Below are 16,805 nucleotides of genomic sequence, written 5' to 3'. Positions count from 1 at the left end.
ACCAATAGATTTAATTTAAAAAAGAAATATAATGCGCATACAGAAAACAATAAGTGTAATGGCTCTGTTGATGGCTACCGTTTTTACATTGCACGCTGAAGGAACAAGACATAAATATAATTTTAATCCTGGATGGAAGTTATTTGTAGGTGATGTACCGGAAGCCTCTTGCCCGAATTTTGATGATTCGGAATGGAAGGACATAACCCTGCCATTTGCATGGAATGAAAATGAGGCTTTTATGAAGGATATTGCCAAGCTTTCTACAGGGATTGCATGGTACCGTAAGACCTTTGTTTTACCGGAAAAGGAAAAAAATCCAAAAGTATTTCTGGAGTTTGAAGGTGTGCGACAGGGTGGGGAGTTCTTTGTGAACGGAACGCTGGTCGGTCTCCATGAAAATGGTATCACGGCAGTTGGACTGGATATCTCGGACCTGGTTAAACCTTACCCGGAGAAAAACATCGTAGCGGTAAGAACAGATAACAGCTGGGACTACAGGGAACGGTTTTACAATCAGAGATATCAGTGGAATGACCGGAATTTTAATGCCAATTATGGAGGCATCCCGAAAAATGTTTATCTGCACACCACAGGGAATGTGTATCAGACGCTGCCTTTATATAAGACCCTTGGGACGACAGGTGTTTATGTTTACGCTACGGATATGGATGTAAAAGGCAAAAAGGCACAGATCCATATCGACTCTGAGGTTAAAAATGAAAGCAACACTGCAGTGGTGGCCCGGCTTGCTGTTACAGTTAAAGATCTGAATGGTGTTGAGGTCGCCCGGTTTGATGGTATCCCCGGACTTGTTTCACCAAACGGAATAGCAGAGCTGAAAGCTTCGGAAGAATTGTCTGATCTTGAATTCTGGAGTTGGGGTTACGGTTACCTGTATACGGTTGTTTCTGAATTGATTGTGGATGACAGAGTTATGGATGAGGTGCCTATACGTACAGGTTTTAGAAAAACTGCATTTAAAGATGGTATGGTATATCTGAACGACCGGGTCATTATGATGAAAGGTTACGCACAGCGAACCAGCAATGAATGGCCGGGGGTCGGAATGTCTGTTCCGCCATGGCTTAGTGACTATAGCAATAAACTGATGATTGAATCAAATGGAAATTTTGTGCGCTGGATGCATATCACGCCCTGGAAGCAGGATGTGGAATCTTGCGACCGTGTTGGTTTAATTCAGGTCATGCCCGCCGGAGATTCAGAAAGAGACGTAACGGGCCGCCGCTGGGAGCAACGATGCGAGGTGATGCGTGATGCGATCATTTATAACCGCAATAATCCGAGTATTTTGTTTTATGAAGGTGGGAATGAGAATATCAGTGAAGAACATATGGCAGAATTAAAGGTCATTAGAGATACATACGACCCTTATGGTGGTCGGGCCATCGGAAGCCGTGAGATGCTGGATAGCAAAGAGGCCGAATATGGTGGAGAGATGCTTTATATTAATAAAAGCGCCGGGAAACCTCTTTTCGCAACTGAGTATTCACGCGATGAAGGATTACGGAAATACTGGGATGAATTTACGCCACCTTATCACAAAGAGGGCGCTGGAGGCACACATGCACATAATGTAAGTGGAAGTAAAGTGACTAATGCATCACCGTACAACCACAACCAGGATGAACACGCCATTGAAGATGTACGGCGCTGGTTTGATTATTATATTCAACGTCCGGGAACAGGTACCCGTGTAAGTAGTGGAGGGGCCAATATCATTTTTTCTGATACCAATACCCACTATCGTGGAGAGCAGAATTACAGAAGAAGTGGTGAGGTTGATCCTATGCGTATTCCCAAGGACAACTTTTATGCGCACCAGGTAATGTGGGCAGGTTGGGTGGATATTGATAAGTATCTGACGCATATCATCGGACACTGGAATTACAGTGACAAAACGGTAAAGGATATTTATGTGGTATCATCCGGGGATAAAGTGGAGCTGTTCGTCAATGGTAAATCAAAAGGATTTGGATCGAATTCATACCGGTACCTTTATACATTTCCGAACATTCAGTTCGAAGCAGGTGAAATAAAAGCTGTAGCGTATAATGCGGAAGGTGAAATTGTTTCCGGTGATGCCATTGAAACTGCGGGAGAACCTGTTGCTGTAAAACTGACAACTATGCAGTCTCCGGTAGGCTTTAAGGCGGATGGAGCAGACCTGGCTATGGTGCAGGTTGAGGTGGTTGATAAAGAAGGACACCGTTGTCCTACATCATTGAACATGATACAATTCGATTTGAGTGGAAATGCGGAATGGATAGGAGGTATAGCAACCGGACCTGAGGGAAACTATGTTGGAGAAACAGCATTACCCGTTGAGTGTGGGGTTAACAGAATACTGATCAGGTCTACGACCAGGGCAGGTAAAATAAAACTTAAGGCTTCTTCAGAAGGCTTAAATTCTGCAAAGGTCAGTCTTGTTACGGTTCCGGTGGAGGTGCAAAACGGATTATCTGAACATTTTGTTGCGGAAGGATTGCCAAGTAATCTTGAAAAAGGACCCACGCCTCTGACACCTTCATATACGGTCACCCGTAAATCTATTCCTGTAGCTTCAGCCATTGCCGGTGCCAATTCAGATAAGGCATATATGAGTTATGATGACAATGAAATGTCGGAATGGACAAATGATGGCAGGATGTCTACCGGATGGATCATGTATAAACTGGATACTATCGCTGAAATAGATGAGGTTTCTCTTAAAATGACAGGATGGAGAAGAAGGACATATCCCATCGATATTTTTGTGGATGATAAAAAAGTGTGGTCAGGAGAAACAGAACGTAGCCTCGGTTATATTCTTATTCCGGTTGAACCAACGGCAGGAAAAACGGTGACCATAAAACTGACCGGTGCCGGAATTGAAGCTGATATGTTTCAGAATATGATAGAAGTGAGTGGCAAAGTGGAGCTTGATGGTTTCAGGGACCCGGAAGATCTCAATACCAAAGGGCAGCTCCGGATTGTGGAGGTCGAGTTTTTTGAAAATGTAAAGCCATTGGCTTCAGACCCGGATTAGTTGAAGAAAAGGAGTTTTTTTCATATATGTAATTAGCATGTAAAATTGCTTTTTTAGTTTAGTAAAGGATGTCTTTCTGTAAAGGCATCCTTTTTTTATATCCGGTTTTTATTTTTATGAGTTGAAATCCGGCATTTGTTAACAGAGTTGATCAGTTTCAGCACCCTATAAAAAGCTTTATGTTGTGATTTTCATCTGGATCAGTTTTTATAATGTAAATTTGTTAATGTGAGCACACATGATACATTTTATTTTAATAGCAACGAACCCAATAAAAGTTGTTTGCTGGCTTTACGGAGTATTATACTGAATCAGGATGTGCACATTACTGAAACAGTTAAATATGGTATGCCATGTTTTTGTTACAAGCTTAAACCATTCTGTTATCTATGGGTTGATAAAAAAAATGATGAACCTTATATTTTGCTTACGCAAGGCAAATTATTAAGCTTTCCTGAGCTGGAATCCGGTAATCGAAACCGGATGAAAATTCTGAGGGTTAACCCTTATGAAGATATTCCGGTAAACCGCATATCGGCAATTTTACTTGCCGGGCTTGATCTGTTTCGTAAAGCGGATTAAGTATGTTAAATAATTTATAAGTATTTAAAAAACAGCCATTTTTTATGGATGTGTAATTCATTTTTATCCCTGTTAACTTGCATTTTTAATTAAATATTAATGATAGCTTAAATAAATAAACATATTTTAACATTTTGTTCCGGCTCTAGTATTCCTTTATTTAAAGGTGTTTAGGTGTTAGTATTAAAATATTATTAAATTAAGTGTTAAATAATTTGTTTTCAATATCAATACAATGTAAATTTGAAATGTAAAAGTTAATAAAAATTAGATTTACAGTTTTACATAAAGGAAATTTAGATGCTGACAGTGTTCTTTGCAATATTTATCTTAACTCAATTCAGAGCAGGCAGGCGGGTTGTTAGAGCGATGATAGAACAAAAAGCCGGAACTGTTAATATTAAGTTTTTAGACAAGTATTTACAAGAAAAGAGCACTAAATTTCCTTCTTAATTTGAACTTCACAGGGGTTTTTCATAATACATCAATTTTGGGGTTAAAGGGATTCGGTTGCCAGATCGGTCCCTTTAAATTTTTATCACTGTTGTCCGGTTAAAGCTTCAGAGATTTCTCGCTCCAGTCCTGTATGAACCTAAAAGACTGTCATTCTGAGCGTAGTAAAATGAAGCGAAGAATCTTTAAGTGATATTGATTTTTGGACGGGCAATAATGAATTTTTATATACATACCAAATATGAAAATCCGGAATTATGAATTCGATAGTTTAATCCAGAAGTTTGCCAATTAAATCTTTGCGATTCATCCGGGTGAGTTCATTCCGCAGGGCTGTACGGTATTCCTTCTTATACCAGAAGAAAAAACTTCGTTGTTTCAGTTTGTCCTTTTTGTCTTTGGCAATACTTACGGGCTTACCTGTATACGGATCAATACCTGAATAATACATCACGGTAGCGAGTGTCATAGGTGTTGGTGTGAAATCCTGGACCTGTTCCAGCTTGAATCCCTGTGATTTTGTTTTAACCGCCAGATCAGCCATGTGCTCAGCTTCACATCCGGGGTGACTTGAAATAAAATAGGGAATAAGTTGCTGGTTCATACCGGTCTCTTCATTCACTTTATCGAAGTATTTTTTCAGACTGTAAAACAATTTAAAGCTTGGTTTTCGCATCATCTTAAGAACTTCATCTTCGGTATGTTCCGGAGCAACTTTCAGCCTTCCGGAAACATGTTTGGTAATCAGGTCTTTCAGGTAAACTTCCTTATCGGGTGAAAGTGGAAGGTGGTTGTGTGGATTCAACAGAAGATCATACCGGATTCCACTTCCTACAAAACTTTTTTTCACCCCTTCAAGGTTGTCAACTTCATTGTATACTTCAAGCATAGGGGTATGGTCCGTGTCAAGGTTGTCACAGATCATTGGATAAATACATGACGGGCGGGCACACCGGCGGCACATATCAAGATCTTTGCCCTGCATCTGGTACATATTGGCGGATGGTCCGCCCAGATCGGAAACATAGCCTTTGAAATCTGCCATTTCTGTCAGTTTGCGTACTTCGTCGATAATTGATTTTTTGCTGCGACTGACCACAAACTTACCCTGATGCGCAGATATAGTACAAAAACTGCATCCCCCAAAACAACCACGATGCATATTCACCGAAAACTTGATCATCTCGTATGCCGGAATATGTTTGTCTTTATATTTTGGATGTGGCAAACGAGTGAAGGGGAGTGCATGAACCTGGTCAAGTTCTTCTGATTCCATAGGTGGAAACGGTGGATTAATTACAACCATTCCCTCACCGGTTGGCTGAAGTAAACGACGTGCATGCCATTTATTGGACTCCCGTTCAATGATGGCAAAATTGCGGGCATAAGCTGTTTTGTCCTTCAGACAGGTTTCATGCGCTGCAAGTGAGATGTCTTCCCAGTTCTTGTTTTTTGGCAGGTGATCAGGGGCTGTGATAAAGGCTGTCTGCTCAATGGTCTTGATCGATTCAAAGGGAACACCCCTTTCCAGGAGTCTGACAAGTTCTTTTAAAGCCGTTTCACCCATGCCGTAAATCAACAGATCAGCTTTGCTGCTTTCCAGAATTGAAGGCATCAGTTTATCCTGCCAGTAGTCAAAATGAGTCACCCTGCGCAATGATGCTTCCACACCTCCTATCAGTACAGGGACATCAGGATACAGTTCCTTGAGTATATTACTGTATACCGTTGTGGCATAATCAGGACGGGCACCGGAACGGCCATCTGCAGTATAGGCGTCATTAGAACGCAAACGCTTATTTGCGGTGTAGTGATTTACCATGGAATCCATGCAACCTGCAGTTACACCGAAGAACAGGCGCGGTTTTCCAAGTTTTTTAAAATCCCGAAGGTCATCCCTCCAGTTGGGTTGTGGAACGATAGCAACTTTCAGGTTCAGTGATTCCAGTAACCGGCCTATGACAGCATGGCCAAAGGATGGATGATCGATATAGGCATCGCCCGAAAACAAAATAACGTCTGCCTGATCCCATCCTCTCAGATCCATCTCTTTTTTTGTCGTCGGGAGCCAGTCGGTTAAATTATAGCGTTTTGTATTTGGCATGTCAGAATTTTTCTACCCGTACCTGTTTATGTTTGCGCAGGTAGCCGTTAATAATTTGCTGAATATCTCTGTTGTCGGGGTATGTAGTAATAACATCTTTCAGATCAGAAAGTTGAGAAAACTGGGTCGTTTCATCAAAATATCCAAAACCAATATAGGTGCCGTTTTCGACCCAAACCACAGACTTTTCTTCCGGTTGTCGTCCTTCTCCCATGATAGCCATGTTTGGAGCATCGTATTTAAGAATTTTCAGTAATTCATTTACGCGCATGTTATAACTATATGCAAATTCCTGACCAACACAAGCACCATGACATTCATGAACCTGGTAATTAAAACATGCACCCTGAGTTTCATATACACCACATAATTTTTGGCATAACTGGTATTTTTTTATCCAGCGGTTCAGTCTGCTCTTGCCTTCTTCCTGGGAGGAGAATGTGGTGAGCGGTTCTTTTTTAGTTTTCTGATCTGTTTTTTCCAGCCTGAGATTGAGGTAACCGCCCTGATCTTCCGATAGAAAAAGGCCGTAGCTCATCAGGGCTCTGCGTTGTTTGCGGTTATATATCGGCCTGTTTTGTTTTATTTCGTGCGATTCCTTCAGCAGGGCAACCAGTTCACTGCCTGTTAATTCATAATCAATATGGGTTATTTCAGAAGCCATTTTTCCTGATCTTGCGGTATTCCCATTATTGAGATGAGTCATCACTCTGCTGCGAATATTTTTACTCTTGCCAATATAAATAAGATCGTTGTTTTGATTATATAGATAATATACACCGCAGGCCTCAGGAAGATTTTTGACCAGTTCAAAATTTAATGATGGATTGAGAATTTTGGGATTTATAAGGTCGCTTTCTGATTTGGGCAAAATGCCATTATTCTGCTGAACCAAAATGCTGAACAGGAGAGCTGTCGCATAGGCATCACCACCGGCCCGGTGTCGTCCGTTGATGGCTATGTTAAGATCCGAGCATAAATTACCGAGACTGTATGAGCTGTGTCCGGGAAGCAGTTTGCGGGAAAGCTTTACCGTGCACAATGTATCTTTCTGGTAGTGAAATCCAAGTTGTGCAAATTCATTTTTGACAAAACGATAATCAAAGGCCACATTGTGGGCCACAAAAATACAGCCTTCGGTAAACTCCACAATGTCGCGTGCCACCTCATAAAAACAGGGTGCATCAGCTACCATCTCATTCGAAATGCCCGTTAACTTTGTAATATGGTACGGAATGTTTCGTTCCGGGTTTACCAGGGTTGAGTACTCGTCAACAACAGCAGATCCGTCATGTTTGTATATGGCTATTTCTGTGATTTTGTCCCGTTGTGCGCTCCCTCCTGTGGTCTCTATATCTACAATGGCATACATTGGTTCAAAATTAGTAAAAGATTGATTCATTCAAATATCCTTTTCAATCATTTGCGGAATCAGATAATTTTGTAAAATGTTACTACATCCTGAGATATGATGGAATATCTGATATGCTAATGTATTGATGAAACTACTGAAGCTGTGATTTTCAAATTTCTTTTTAATTATTGAAGCTGTCTTCAACACTTTCCGGCATTCTTTGTTCTATTATCGAGACTTGCAATACGGGGTCATTTAATATAGTCAGAATTTTATATATTTGTGCCTCATACATTAATTCAGGAAAAAATAATCGAAATGGAGAAAATCAAAGTTGCCAATCCCGTTGTCGAACTTGACGGAGATGAAATGACCCGTGTCATCTGGAAATTTATTAAAGAAAAGCTTATTTTACCTTATCTGGATCTTGATATTAAATATTATGATCTTAGCGTTCAAAAACGTGATGAAACAGATGATCAGATAACGGTAGATGCAGCCGAAGCCATAAAAAAATACAATGTTGGTATAAAATGTGCAACCATTACTCCTGATGAAAAACGTGTGGAAGAGTTTGGTTTAAAGCACATGTGGCGTTCTCCAAACGGAACGATCCGTAATATCCTGGGAGGAACAGTTTTCAGGGAACCCATTATGATTAAAAATGTTCCGCGTCTGGTTCCGGGATGGAAGAAGCCGATTTGTATCGGGCGTCATGCATTTGGAGATCAGTATCGTGCAACCGATTTTGTAACAAAAGGGAAAGGTACACTTACTATAACCTTTGAAAGTGAAAATGGTGAAAAACAGGAGCATAAGGTATACGATTTTGAAGGGGATGGCATTGCAATGGCTATGTACAACACCGATGAATCCATCCGTGGATTTGCACACAGTTGTTTTCAGCAGGCCATCAATAAAAAATGGCCTTTGTATCTGAGCACAAAAAATACGATCCTGAAAAAATACGATGGCCGCTTTAAGGATATATTTGAAGAAATCTATCAGAACGATTACAAAGCAGAAATGGATTCGATTGGCATCACATACGAGCATCGTCTTATTGACGATATGGTGGCTGCTGCTCTGAAGTGGGATGGTGGTTTTGTATGGGCCTGTAAAAATTATGATGGTGATGTACAAAGTGATACGCTCGCACAGGGATTTGGTTCCCTTGGCTTAATGACATCAACGTTGATAACGCCTGATGGAAAAACAATGGAAGCGGAAGCAGCACATGGTACCGTGACCCGTCATTTCCGTATGCATCAGCAGGGCAAGCCTACATCTACAAATCCTATTGCGTCCATATTTGCCTGGACACGCGGACTGGCATTCAGGGGAAAACTGGATGATAATAAGGATCTTGTTGATTTTGCCAATACACTGGAGGATGTTTGTGTTGAAACAGTGGAAAGTGGTCACATGACAAAGGATCTGGCTCTTTGCATTTATGGTTCGGATTTAAATGAAAGCCATTATCTGAATACTGAAGCGTTCCTGGAAGCACTGAATGAAAATCTTCAGAAAAAATTAAATAAATAGTTAAATGTAAATTGAACGATAAGGGCTGGACATTTTGTTCAGCCTTTTTTTTATTTTTGTCTGACCCGGAATGAGAAGCAGAGCTTTCCATATTATTCTTTTTCTTGCATCTACTTTCATGGTCGGTGCACAAAATACGGATTTGGTCGGAGCGAAAAGAAACAGCTATATCTCTGTTAATCTCTTCAATTCTCACCTCTGGGCACACTATCCCGAACTGGAAAAGATTGCTGGCTTTCATCATGTGCTTGATGTCAGGTATTTCTACAAAACAAACGGTGATAAGTACTGGCACTGGGCTTACGATTATCCTAAAATAGGTGTTGGATTAAACGCCGGACAGTTTACTTCGCCTGAAATTGGCAAAACCTTTGCCGGTTATGTCTTTGGTACCTTCCCTGTGTATAAGTTTAAAAACTTTAAGGTGGAGTGGGACGTGTGCACCGGACTCGGTTGGGTGGAAAATATTTATGATCCACTTACCAATCCCAATAACATTGGTGTCAGTACACATCTGAATGCTTATCTGGATTTAAACCTGAATACAACGTTTAAAATAACCAACAGGTTTAATGGATTTGTAGGAGCCGGTATTTCGCATTTTTCCAATGGTGCAGGGAAAAAACCGAACATGGGCTTGAACATGCTTGGTGTGCGTACCGGTATCATTTACAGACTGGAAGATGAACTCATAGAGCCCTGCGAACGGGTAGATTATCCCGAAATCAATAAAAAATGGGGACTTGATATTCGCTATGGTGCCGGAAAACTGAGCATCAATGATCATGTGGAAACATATCTGGCTCAGAATCTGCAATTTCTTATTGCTAAGCGATTTACGAAGAGACATCGCTTAGGTGTAGCTTTCGACCTGGTAAAGGATAATTCATTAAAATGGAAACAGTATCTTCTTGATGGTGAGCACAGCGATCTGCTGGGGCCATTGGCTAAAAAACTCGAAGGAAAGGAAATTTCTTTGTATCAGGGCGGAATACTGGTCAGCAGCGAGTTCATTTTAAGGCATTTATCACTGGTGACACAGTTTGGTTATATGGCTTTTTATACGTATGATTCGTTACCGATATATGAACGCTTTGGTGTACGTTATATTGTTGCAAAAGGAATTTTCCTGGATATGTCCTTACGGGCACAGGGAAATAAAGCCAAGGAGATAACCTGGGGTATAGGGTATGCCATCAACCGTGGGCTGGATTAAAAATTATCTGCCACAAATATTTTTAAAATCGCAGTACAAGCAGTTTTTAAGATCATCTGTCTGTTTGAATGGCCTGGAAGGATCAAAAATCTGACCAATAGTTTCTTTTAAGCCGGTTTCAAATTGCTCTTTTACGGTTCTGTAACTAAGGACCTCTCCTGAACCGTTATATATTTGAGGTGTCAGTGCGGCTTTGCCAAATAGCTTACGGATGGGGATAATTCCCGGTTGAATTTCTGCATGAACCCTGTTTTGTGTTTCATAGAGCATGGCATAAAACAGCGTTTGGAACACCGCTTTCTGATCCGACTCCAACGCCTTTTCTCTTGAAAACAGATGGTCCATATCCTTTAAGCTGATTTGGTTCCTGGAGTTTGTATTGATGGTTCCTGATTTATAATCAATAATGCGTGTAACTCCCGCTTTCTCATCCACCCTGTCTATCTTGCCAAACAGGTTGACCGTTGTTGAATCTGATGCAGGGAACCGATGCTCTACCTGTTTTTCTCCTGCAATATAGGTGAAAGGTGTGCTGTCCTGATCGTATTCCAATAGTTTTATGGTATATTTTACCAACACTTTAACATATATCAGTAACTTGCCTCTCACACCGGATGTGTCTCTTATGCTTTTGTTTTTAAAGAAATTTCTGGCAAAACAGAGCTTTACAGTGTCCTCAATTGCCGGTTTGTTTTTTAGAATGTCAGTAATATCAGTCCTGTTGATTATTTTACCGGCAAAAGGCAGATATAATGTTTCCATTATATCATGAAAAACATTACCAAAAATCCGGGCATCGATATCATCCTGAATGTCATCCTGTTCTCTTATGCGCTCCACATACGAAAGGTAAAATTTAAGACCACAATCCAGAAATGCATTCAGGCTGCTCGCTGATAAAGATGATTTCCCTGATTTGAACCGTTCAAGTGCCTGAACGACATCTGTATTCTTTTCAATAGATATCGTTCTCATTTTGTTCAGCGACACTTCATAGTTAACTGTCCTTTCTGTTAGCGGGATATCAAGCAGATATTTTAACTGGTAAATATAACGGCTTGGTTCACCGGTATTAACCCCCTGTGATGATGAATCATAAATAAGATGAACATTTCGTGCTCTGAAAATGAGCCTGTAAAAATAGTAGGCATACATCGCATCCTGTTCTTCAATGGTCGGCAGGCCGAATCCTTTTCTTAAATTAAAAGGAATAAAAGATGTGCCATGTGATACAGACGGCAAGAAGCCTTCATTGGCTGAAAGTATAATCAGGTTTTCAAATTCAAGGTTTCGTGTTTCTAGAATACCCATCAGCTGCAGACCTTTCAGGGGTTCACCTTCAAAAGGAAGTGTTAAATTGTCGGCTATTCTTTTGACCAGCTTGAAGATAAGATCTCTGCCGGGCAGTACTGTTTCGGTTGATCCAAAAAGATCACCTGCTCTTACCAACCGGGTATACACGGCATAAATCATTTCTTTTTCTGTGTCAATTGAAGAGGGTGTTTCTTCTTCTTCCGGTCCCGGGTTAAGTTTTACTAAAAGTGTTTCAAAAATACGAATGAGATAAGCCAATACTTCATTACCGTTTTCCACCGGTTTCATAATGATCTGTAGGATCGGATCTGTTTCAAAAAAATGTGCAGGAACATAAAACATATTTTGTTCCTTCATCGTATCCCTGATTTTTTTTATGTCCGGATTAACGCGTAAGAGAATGTTGTTCGAAAGCAGCTGAAGCACCAGTTTGTAATGAAAATTAGGAATGCCTTTCTGGTATCGTATGCGTTGCTGTAGTGCCGTAATCTGGTTCAGTAATGCAGAAACCTGGCTGTTTTTTACCGGGTAACCCATGGTAATATTCAGATCCTTCACGGCCAGTGGTATTTTGTTCAGCATGGTTTGCAGCAGGCTTTCGTCTGCCATAACAACGGCGGTATCCAGATTGGGAACTGTATTTTGCTGGGCCAGGATTTTTCCGGCTACCGTAGCCTGGGCTGATGATGAGGAAACAGCAATGACTTCAATGTTTAATGCCGGATTTTGTTTTGGCGGTTCTTCAAACACACCGGGGAAACGCGACAGTTGTCTTTTGAGAAAATAGCCGGCACTTGTGGCATCTGATGTTAGCATTTCCCTGGTGTAGTCCCAGAAAAATAAGGCTTTGCCGGATTTCTGTATTTCTGTAAAAATCTGATCTTCTGCCCGTGTTAAGGCATTGAAACCTACAAATCCCACATGTTTAAACGGCAGATCTGTTGCATTAACCGAGGCCAATTGTTTTACGGCATCACGATATTGCATGCCTTTGGTTCCGAGTCCCTGTTTTTTTAGTTCTGTCCTGAAGTTCTGATAGACCGGAAATAGCTTTTCCCAGGTCTGAAGAAATTCTTTTGTCCCCGGTTTTTTCGATCTGAAAAGTTCTTCCCAGAAATGCCTTATCCGCTCTTCCTCTTCTGTTGCCTGATCCATAAAATACTGATCAATTTCTTTCAGATTGAGAAGATTTGTATACAGTTGCCTGGCATCAACCAAGTATTTGTCAATATCATCAAAATCATTGAGCAGCATTTCTCCCCAATAGTAGAAATCATCAAACGTATCATCGCTTCCGGTCACCTGCTGATGAACCTTGTAAAGGTTGAACAATGCACCAAGCTGGTCAATTTCTTCGAGCGGTGTAAATTCATTTATAAACTCATCAATGGAAAATGATGGCGGAATAAAAACAGGATCATCCGTAAGCTGCGAGAGCCAGGTCTTAAAAAACAGACTGGTTCGCTTATTCGGGAAAACAAGCCAGAAACTGTGCAGCTCTTTTTTATGGTGTTCGATTAAATGCCGGGCAACCTGCTTAAGAAATAACTCCATGTTATTTGTCGAAAAACTGTTTGTAATGTTCGTAGCGCTCCATTATACTTTTCACATAGTTAAAGGTCTCAATGCCTCTGCAGTAACCATGTTCCACAACCGGATCGGTGTAATATTTTTTATCGCTTTTCAGAATAATCATCTCACTGACATTATCGTCCCATTTGTTTGGATCCTTCCCGTATTTTGCTGCCAGCTTACGGGCATCACCAACATGTCCCGGTCCAACATTGTACGATGCCAGTGTAAACTTAATGTGATCCATACTGTCTAAGTCATTGTCAAAAATGGTATAGAGCCATTTCAGATGTTGCACACCTGCTTCTATGTTCTGATCCGGTTCCCATAGATCGAAGTCACCATACATGGAGGCGGTCTCGGGCATAATCTGCATTAATCCGACTGCACCCATCCAGGATTCTGCCCAGGGGTCAAATCTTGATTCCTGGTAAACCTGTGCAGCCAGCAAACGCCAGTCCCAGTTCAGTTCTTTGGATGCTTTTTTAAACAGATCATCATATGGTGAAATGGAGGTGCCGGAATGTGAGAAGAAATCACTTGAGGCCATCTGCTTGTAACGTGACCTGTTTTTATAGTATTTGTTATACAAAATATTGTAGTACGTTGTGTTTTTGATGGATTCCAGCCATTTATCCAACTCCGCAAGAAGTTGTGGAGATGATTTTCTGGTGGCCCAGGCAAGCCGTTGCGGAAAGCTTATTTTAACGCGGGTATCCAGGTTGTCGTACCCGGAATTGGCCAGATCTGCGATGGTTTTATCTGCCACAGTATAGGGAATCTCTCCATCTGCAACCCTGGCAATCAGCTCTTCTGTTGTAAAATCCTGGTTCACAACATGAATGTTTATGGTGTCTCCCAGTTCACTCATCAGGTTGACCAGCCTTGAATAGTAGGGGGAACCCCGTTTCACATAAACGTCTTTTCCTATAAGGTCCACTACATTGGTAACCAGTTGCCTGTCAATATTATCCTGCGTCATATTACGCCAGTTTTCGGGCAGACGTTGTACCAGTACCTGTTCCGTGTATTGCAATGGTACAGTAAATGCAGCTTCTTTTTTACGATAGTTTGTCACGGTCAGTGCATAAGCAACCAGATCAACTTCATAGTCATTTAAATAGTTGAAGATGCTGTCCATGTCACGAATAACGACCATTCTAAGGTTTACACCCAGATGTTCCGTGAACTTTTTAAGAAGTTCGTATTCATATCCCATGGCCTGCCCCTTATAAATAAAATAGGATGTACTGCTGAACGCAGTGAGTGCAACAAGGGTATCCCGTTCCAGGATTTGTGGAAGATCAATGGTGTCTTTAGTGTGCGTTTTGGGTTTATGTTTTTGAGAATTATCGTGACATCCTGCAGAACTCAGAATGATCACAAAAAGCAATATGTATGAAACCTTTTTCAAACAATTTAATTAGCGTTTTCAATTATCGCGGGATCAGGTAAAGGTAATCCATTAAATCTGAACCAGACCTGTGCCGTTGCAAATACATCTTTCTCGCAATACGCAACAATTCGTTTCAGATCTTTCTGCTCATAATATACCTCACTAACCATGCTGCCGTCAATGTCATCTTTTGGCGTTGGTATACCCAATATTGTGGTCAGAAGGTTTAGCGATGTATAATGTTTAAAGTCCCCGAATTTCCATAATTCCAATGTGTCAATAAACTGAACTTCCCAGGGTTTTTTCCCGGCAATATTCAGTACATCCGGCAGTTCAATACCATTTATAATCATACGTCTGCATATGTAGGGGACATCAAATTCCTTGATATTGTGACCACAAAGCTGTTTTTCCGGAGAACTCCATTTGTTGATCATCAGTGCAAAATCTTTCAGTAGTACTGCCTCATCATCACCTGCAAACGATTTTAACCGGAATCGTTTGGATCCACCGCTTTCAGTAAGTATACCCACTGAAATACAGATAATTTTTCCAAATTCAGCAAAAATACCTCCCTCAAGACTAAATGCCTTGGCTGCATCAACAGAATCATCGTATCTGTCAGGATTCCTGGACTTAAACTGTTCAAATTTCTGGGTCCATAATTTTGCATGACCTTTAGTTAAGTCCTCCATCTGTTTTACAAGAGGAACCGTTTCAATGTCAATAAATAGGATATTTTCAGGTTTTATTTTCAAAGCCATACTGGTTAATGTTGGATTAAAAATACTAAAAAAAGACTAAACTGAAAATGTTTTGGGGCGATAAAGCGTATAAACCCCTAATGACAGAATGGGATAAATTTCAGTTTTTCAATGAGATATATACTGAGGGCATTTTTTGGTATTTGTTTTCATCAGGGAATGTATTAATCCGGTTTAGTTCCCTGTCAGTGAAGGAGGCCATTTTGAAAGGGAAATCAGGCCCAACCCAGGCGCTGGTATTGCACAGGATAACATACGAAATTCCATCAGGTCTTCTTTTTAAGACGCAGGATGTACCAGCAAAGCTGCCGGTCCTTAACCAGTATCCGTGTCGGTTGGTTGTTCTCCAGCCCAGGGGAGAATAGCCAATAGCTTTAGGGGTTGCCATAGTGGTCAGACTATGTTCCGAGAGAATATCAGCAGGAAAATTGAAGCCATCAACAGCCAGTAATAATTTCATCAGATCCGTTGATGAAGCGATCCATCCGCCCGCTGCTCCAAGTGAAGTAACATTGTTTCCGCCATTGCTTTTTGAAACCAATTCTCCTGAACCATTACAATCCTCGATCTTTATGGCACCGGGTTGTTCGTAATAGTTTACTTCAAGTTTGTCCTTATTGCTTCTGTGGTTTTCAGCCAGTTTCATATCAAATATTCCCAGTGGATATAAAATTTTGGCTTTTACAAAAAGTTCATAATCCACACCTGAAACAGCTTCAATCACTTTCCCGAGTATTACAAAGCCAAGATTGGAGTAATACGATGCTTCACCGGGTCTGAACTGCAATCTTTTCTTTAACATAATGGCAATTATATCCTCAGATGACAGCGGTTCCTCGTAGCCGTATCTTCTGGCTAATGCATGTTGCTCAAACAAGGGGTCGCCGTACCTTGTTGTCCAGCCTCCACTATGTTCAAGAAGATGTCTGACCGTAATTTCCTCCACTTTTTTATCACGATAAGTATCGTAAGGTGCCATGTTTAAAATCCCGTCCGGACCAAAAACCTTATCGTCAAGAGTCAGTTTATGATCTTCCACAAGCTTCATAATCGCAGTGGCTGTGATCAGTTTTGAAACACTTGCAATACGGAACAGGTTGTAAGGTTCAACTTCCTTACTGTCTTTAACATCGGATAACCCGAAACCTTTGGCATAAATCAATTTGCCGTCCCTTGCTACGGCAACAGATGCACCTTTAATGTTCCAGAAGGAAAGAAAGCGGTTAAACCGGGATTCAAAATGATTAAAGGATTCAAAGTCTGACTGATAGTTGTAAAAATGATCGGAATGAGGATTCTCAAATTTTTTCGATACTTCGCTACCTATGGAATTATGATTAGGTGCAACAAATAACATTTGCAGTATCATTATAAAAGCGAATATTTTAAAAAACCTCCTCATGATGTAATAAGCTCTCAAAATTATAAAAATATAGCAGCCCTCAAAAGTAATGTT

Annotated in this window: 10 protein-coding genes; 4 read left to right on the top strand and 6 right to left on the bottom strand. The window is 40.8% G+C overall.

Annotated features, from left to right (window positions below; genetic code table 11):
- Positions 1-31: 31 nt before the first annotated feature.
- Together ACE1EF_RS14015 and ACE1EF_RS14010 are read left to right on the top strand one after the other, a co-directional pair.
- The gene (locus tag ACE1EF_RS14015) at positions 32-3,049 is read left to right on the top strand and encodes a glycoside hydrolase family 2 protein (protein WP_375721306.1); all 3,018 of its coding nucleotides are present in this window, start codon (positions 32-34) and stop codon (positions 3,047-3,049) included.
- Between the two features lie 228 nt (positions 3,050-3,277).
- The gene (locus tag ACE1EF_RS14010; RefSeq protein ID WP_375721305.1) at positions 3,278-3,631 is read left to right on the top strand and encodes a DUF1801 domain-containing protein; all 354 of its coding nucleotides are present in this window, start codon (positions 3,278-3,280) and stop codon (positions 3,629-3,631) included.
- A gap of 724 nt (positions 3,632-4,355) precedes the next feature.
- Here ACE1EF_RS14010 and ACE1EF_RS14005 read toward each other — a convergent pair.
- Both ACE1EF_RS14005 and ACE1EF_RS14000 read right to left on the bottom strand, forming a co-directional pair.
- A complete protein-coding gene (locus ACE1EF_RS14005; RefSeq protein ID WP_375721304.1) occupies positions 4,356-6,188 on the bottom strand; it encodes a YgiQ family radical SAM protein in 1,833 nt (610 codons plus the stop codon).
- Position 6,189: 1 nt separating this feature from the next.
- Positions 6,190-7,590 (bottom strand): exonuclease domain-containing protein, encoded by a 1,401-nt coding sequence (locus ACE1EF_RS14000; RefSeq protein WP_375721303.1) that lies wholly within the window; start codon positions 7,588-7,590, stop codon positions 6,190-6,192.
- 270 nt (positions 7,591-7,860) lie between these two features.
- Here ACE1EF_RS14000 and ACE1EF_RS13995 point away from each other — a divergent pair, with 270 nt between their 5' ends.
- On the top strand, positions 7,861-9,087 hold the full coding sequence (locus tag ACE1EF_RS13995; RefSeq protein ID WP_375721302.1) for an isocitrate dehydrogenase (NADP(+)): 1,227 nt from the start codon (positions 7,861-7,863) through the stop codon (positions 9,085-9,087).
- Between the two features lie 70 nt (positions 9,088-9,157).
- Positions 9,158-10,303, top strand: a complete 1,146-nt coding sequence (locus ACE1EF_RS13990) for an acyloxyacyl hydrolase (RefSeq protein WP_375721301.1) — start codon at positions 9,158-9,160, stop codon at positions 10,301-10,303.
- A 3-nt stretch (positions 10,304-10,306) separates the two neighbouring features.
- Here ACE1EF_RS13990 and ACE1EF_RS13985 read toward each other — a convergent pair whose 3' ends face one another.
- The 4 genes from ACE1EF_RS13985 to ACE1EF_RS13970 form a co-directional block, all read right to left on the bottom strand.
- Positions 10,307-13,171 (bottom strand): PD-(D/E)XK nuclease family protein, encoded by a 2,865-nt coding sequence (locus ACE1EF_RS13985; protein ID WP_375721300.1) that lies wholly within the window; start codon positions 13,169-13,171, stop codon positions 10,307-10,309.
- A 1-nt stretch (position 13,172) separates the two neighbouring features.
- The gene (locus ACE1EF_RS13980) at positions 13,173-14,603 is read right to left on the bottom strand and encodes an MltF family protein (RefSeq protein ID WP_375721299.1); all 1,431 of its coding nucleotides are present in this window, start codon (positions 14,601-14,603) and stop codon (positions 13,173-13,175) included.
- A 5-nt stretch (positions 14,604-14,608) separates the two neighbouring features.
- Positions 14,609-15,349 (bottom strand): 3'-5' exonuclease, encoded by a 741-nt coding sequence (locus ACE1EF_RS13975; RefSeq protein ID WP_375721298.1) that lies wholly within the window; start codon positions 15,347-15,349, stop codon positions 14,609-14,611.
- Between the two features lie 100 nt (positions 15,350-15,449).
- Positions 15,450-16,718, bottom strand: coding sequence for a serine hydrolase domain-containing protein (locus tag ACE1EF_RS13970; protein WP_375721297.1), 1,269 nt, complete (start codon positions 16,716-16,718; stop codon positions 15,450-15,452).
- Between the last annotated feature and the right edge of the window lie 87 nt (positions 16,719-16,805).

Source organism: Quyinboa sediminis (genome assembly GCF_042219855.1).
GTDB lineage: Bacteria > Bacteroidota > Bacteroidia > Bacteroidales > UBA5342 > JBHJHP01.
The sequence above is the reverse complement of the archived record's forward strand: the minus strand, read 5'-3'. Positions and strand labels throughout refer to the sequence as shown.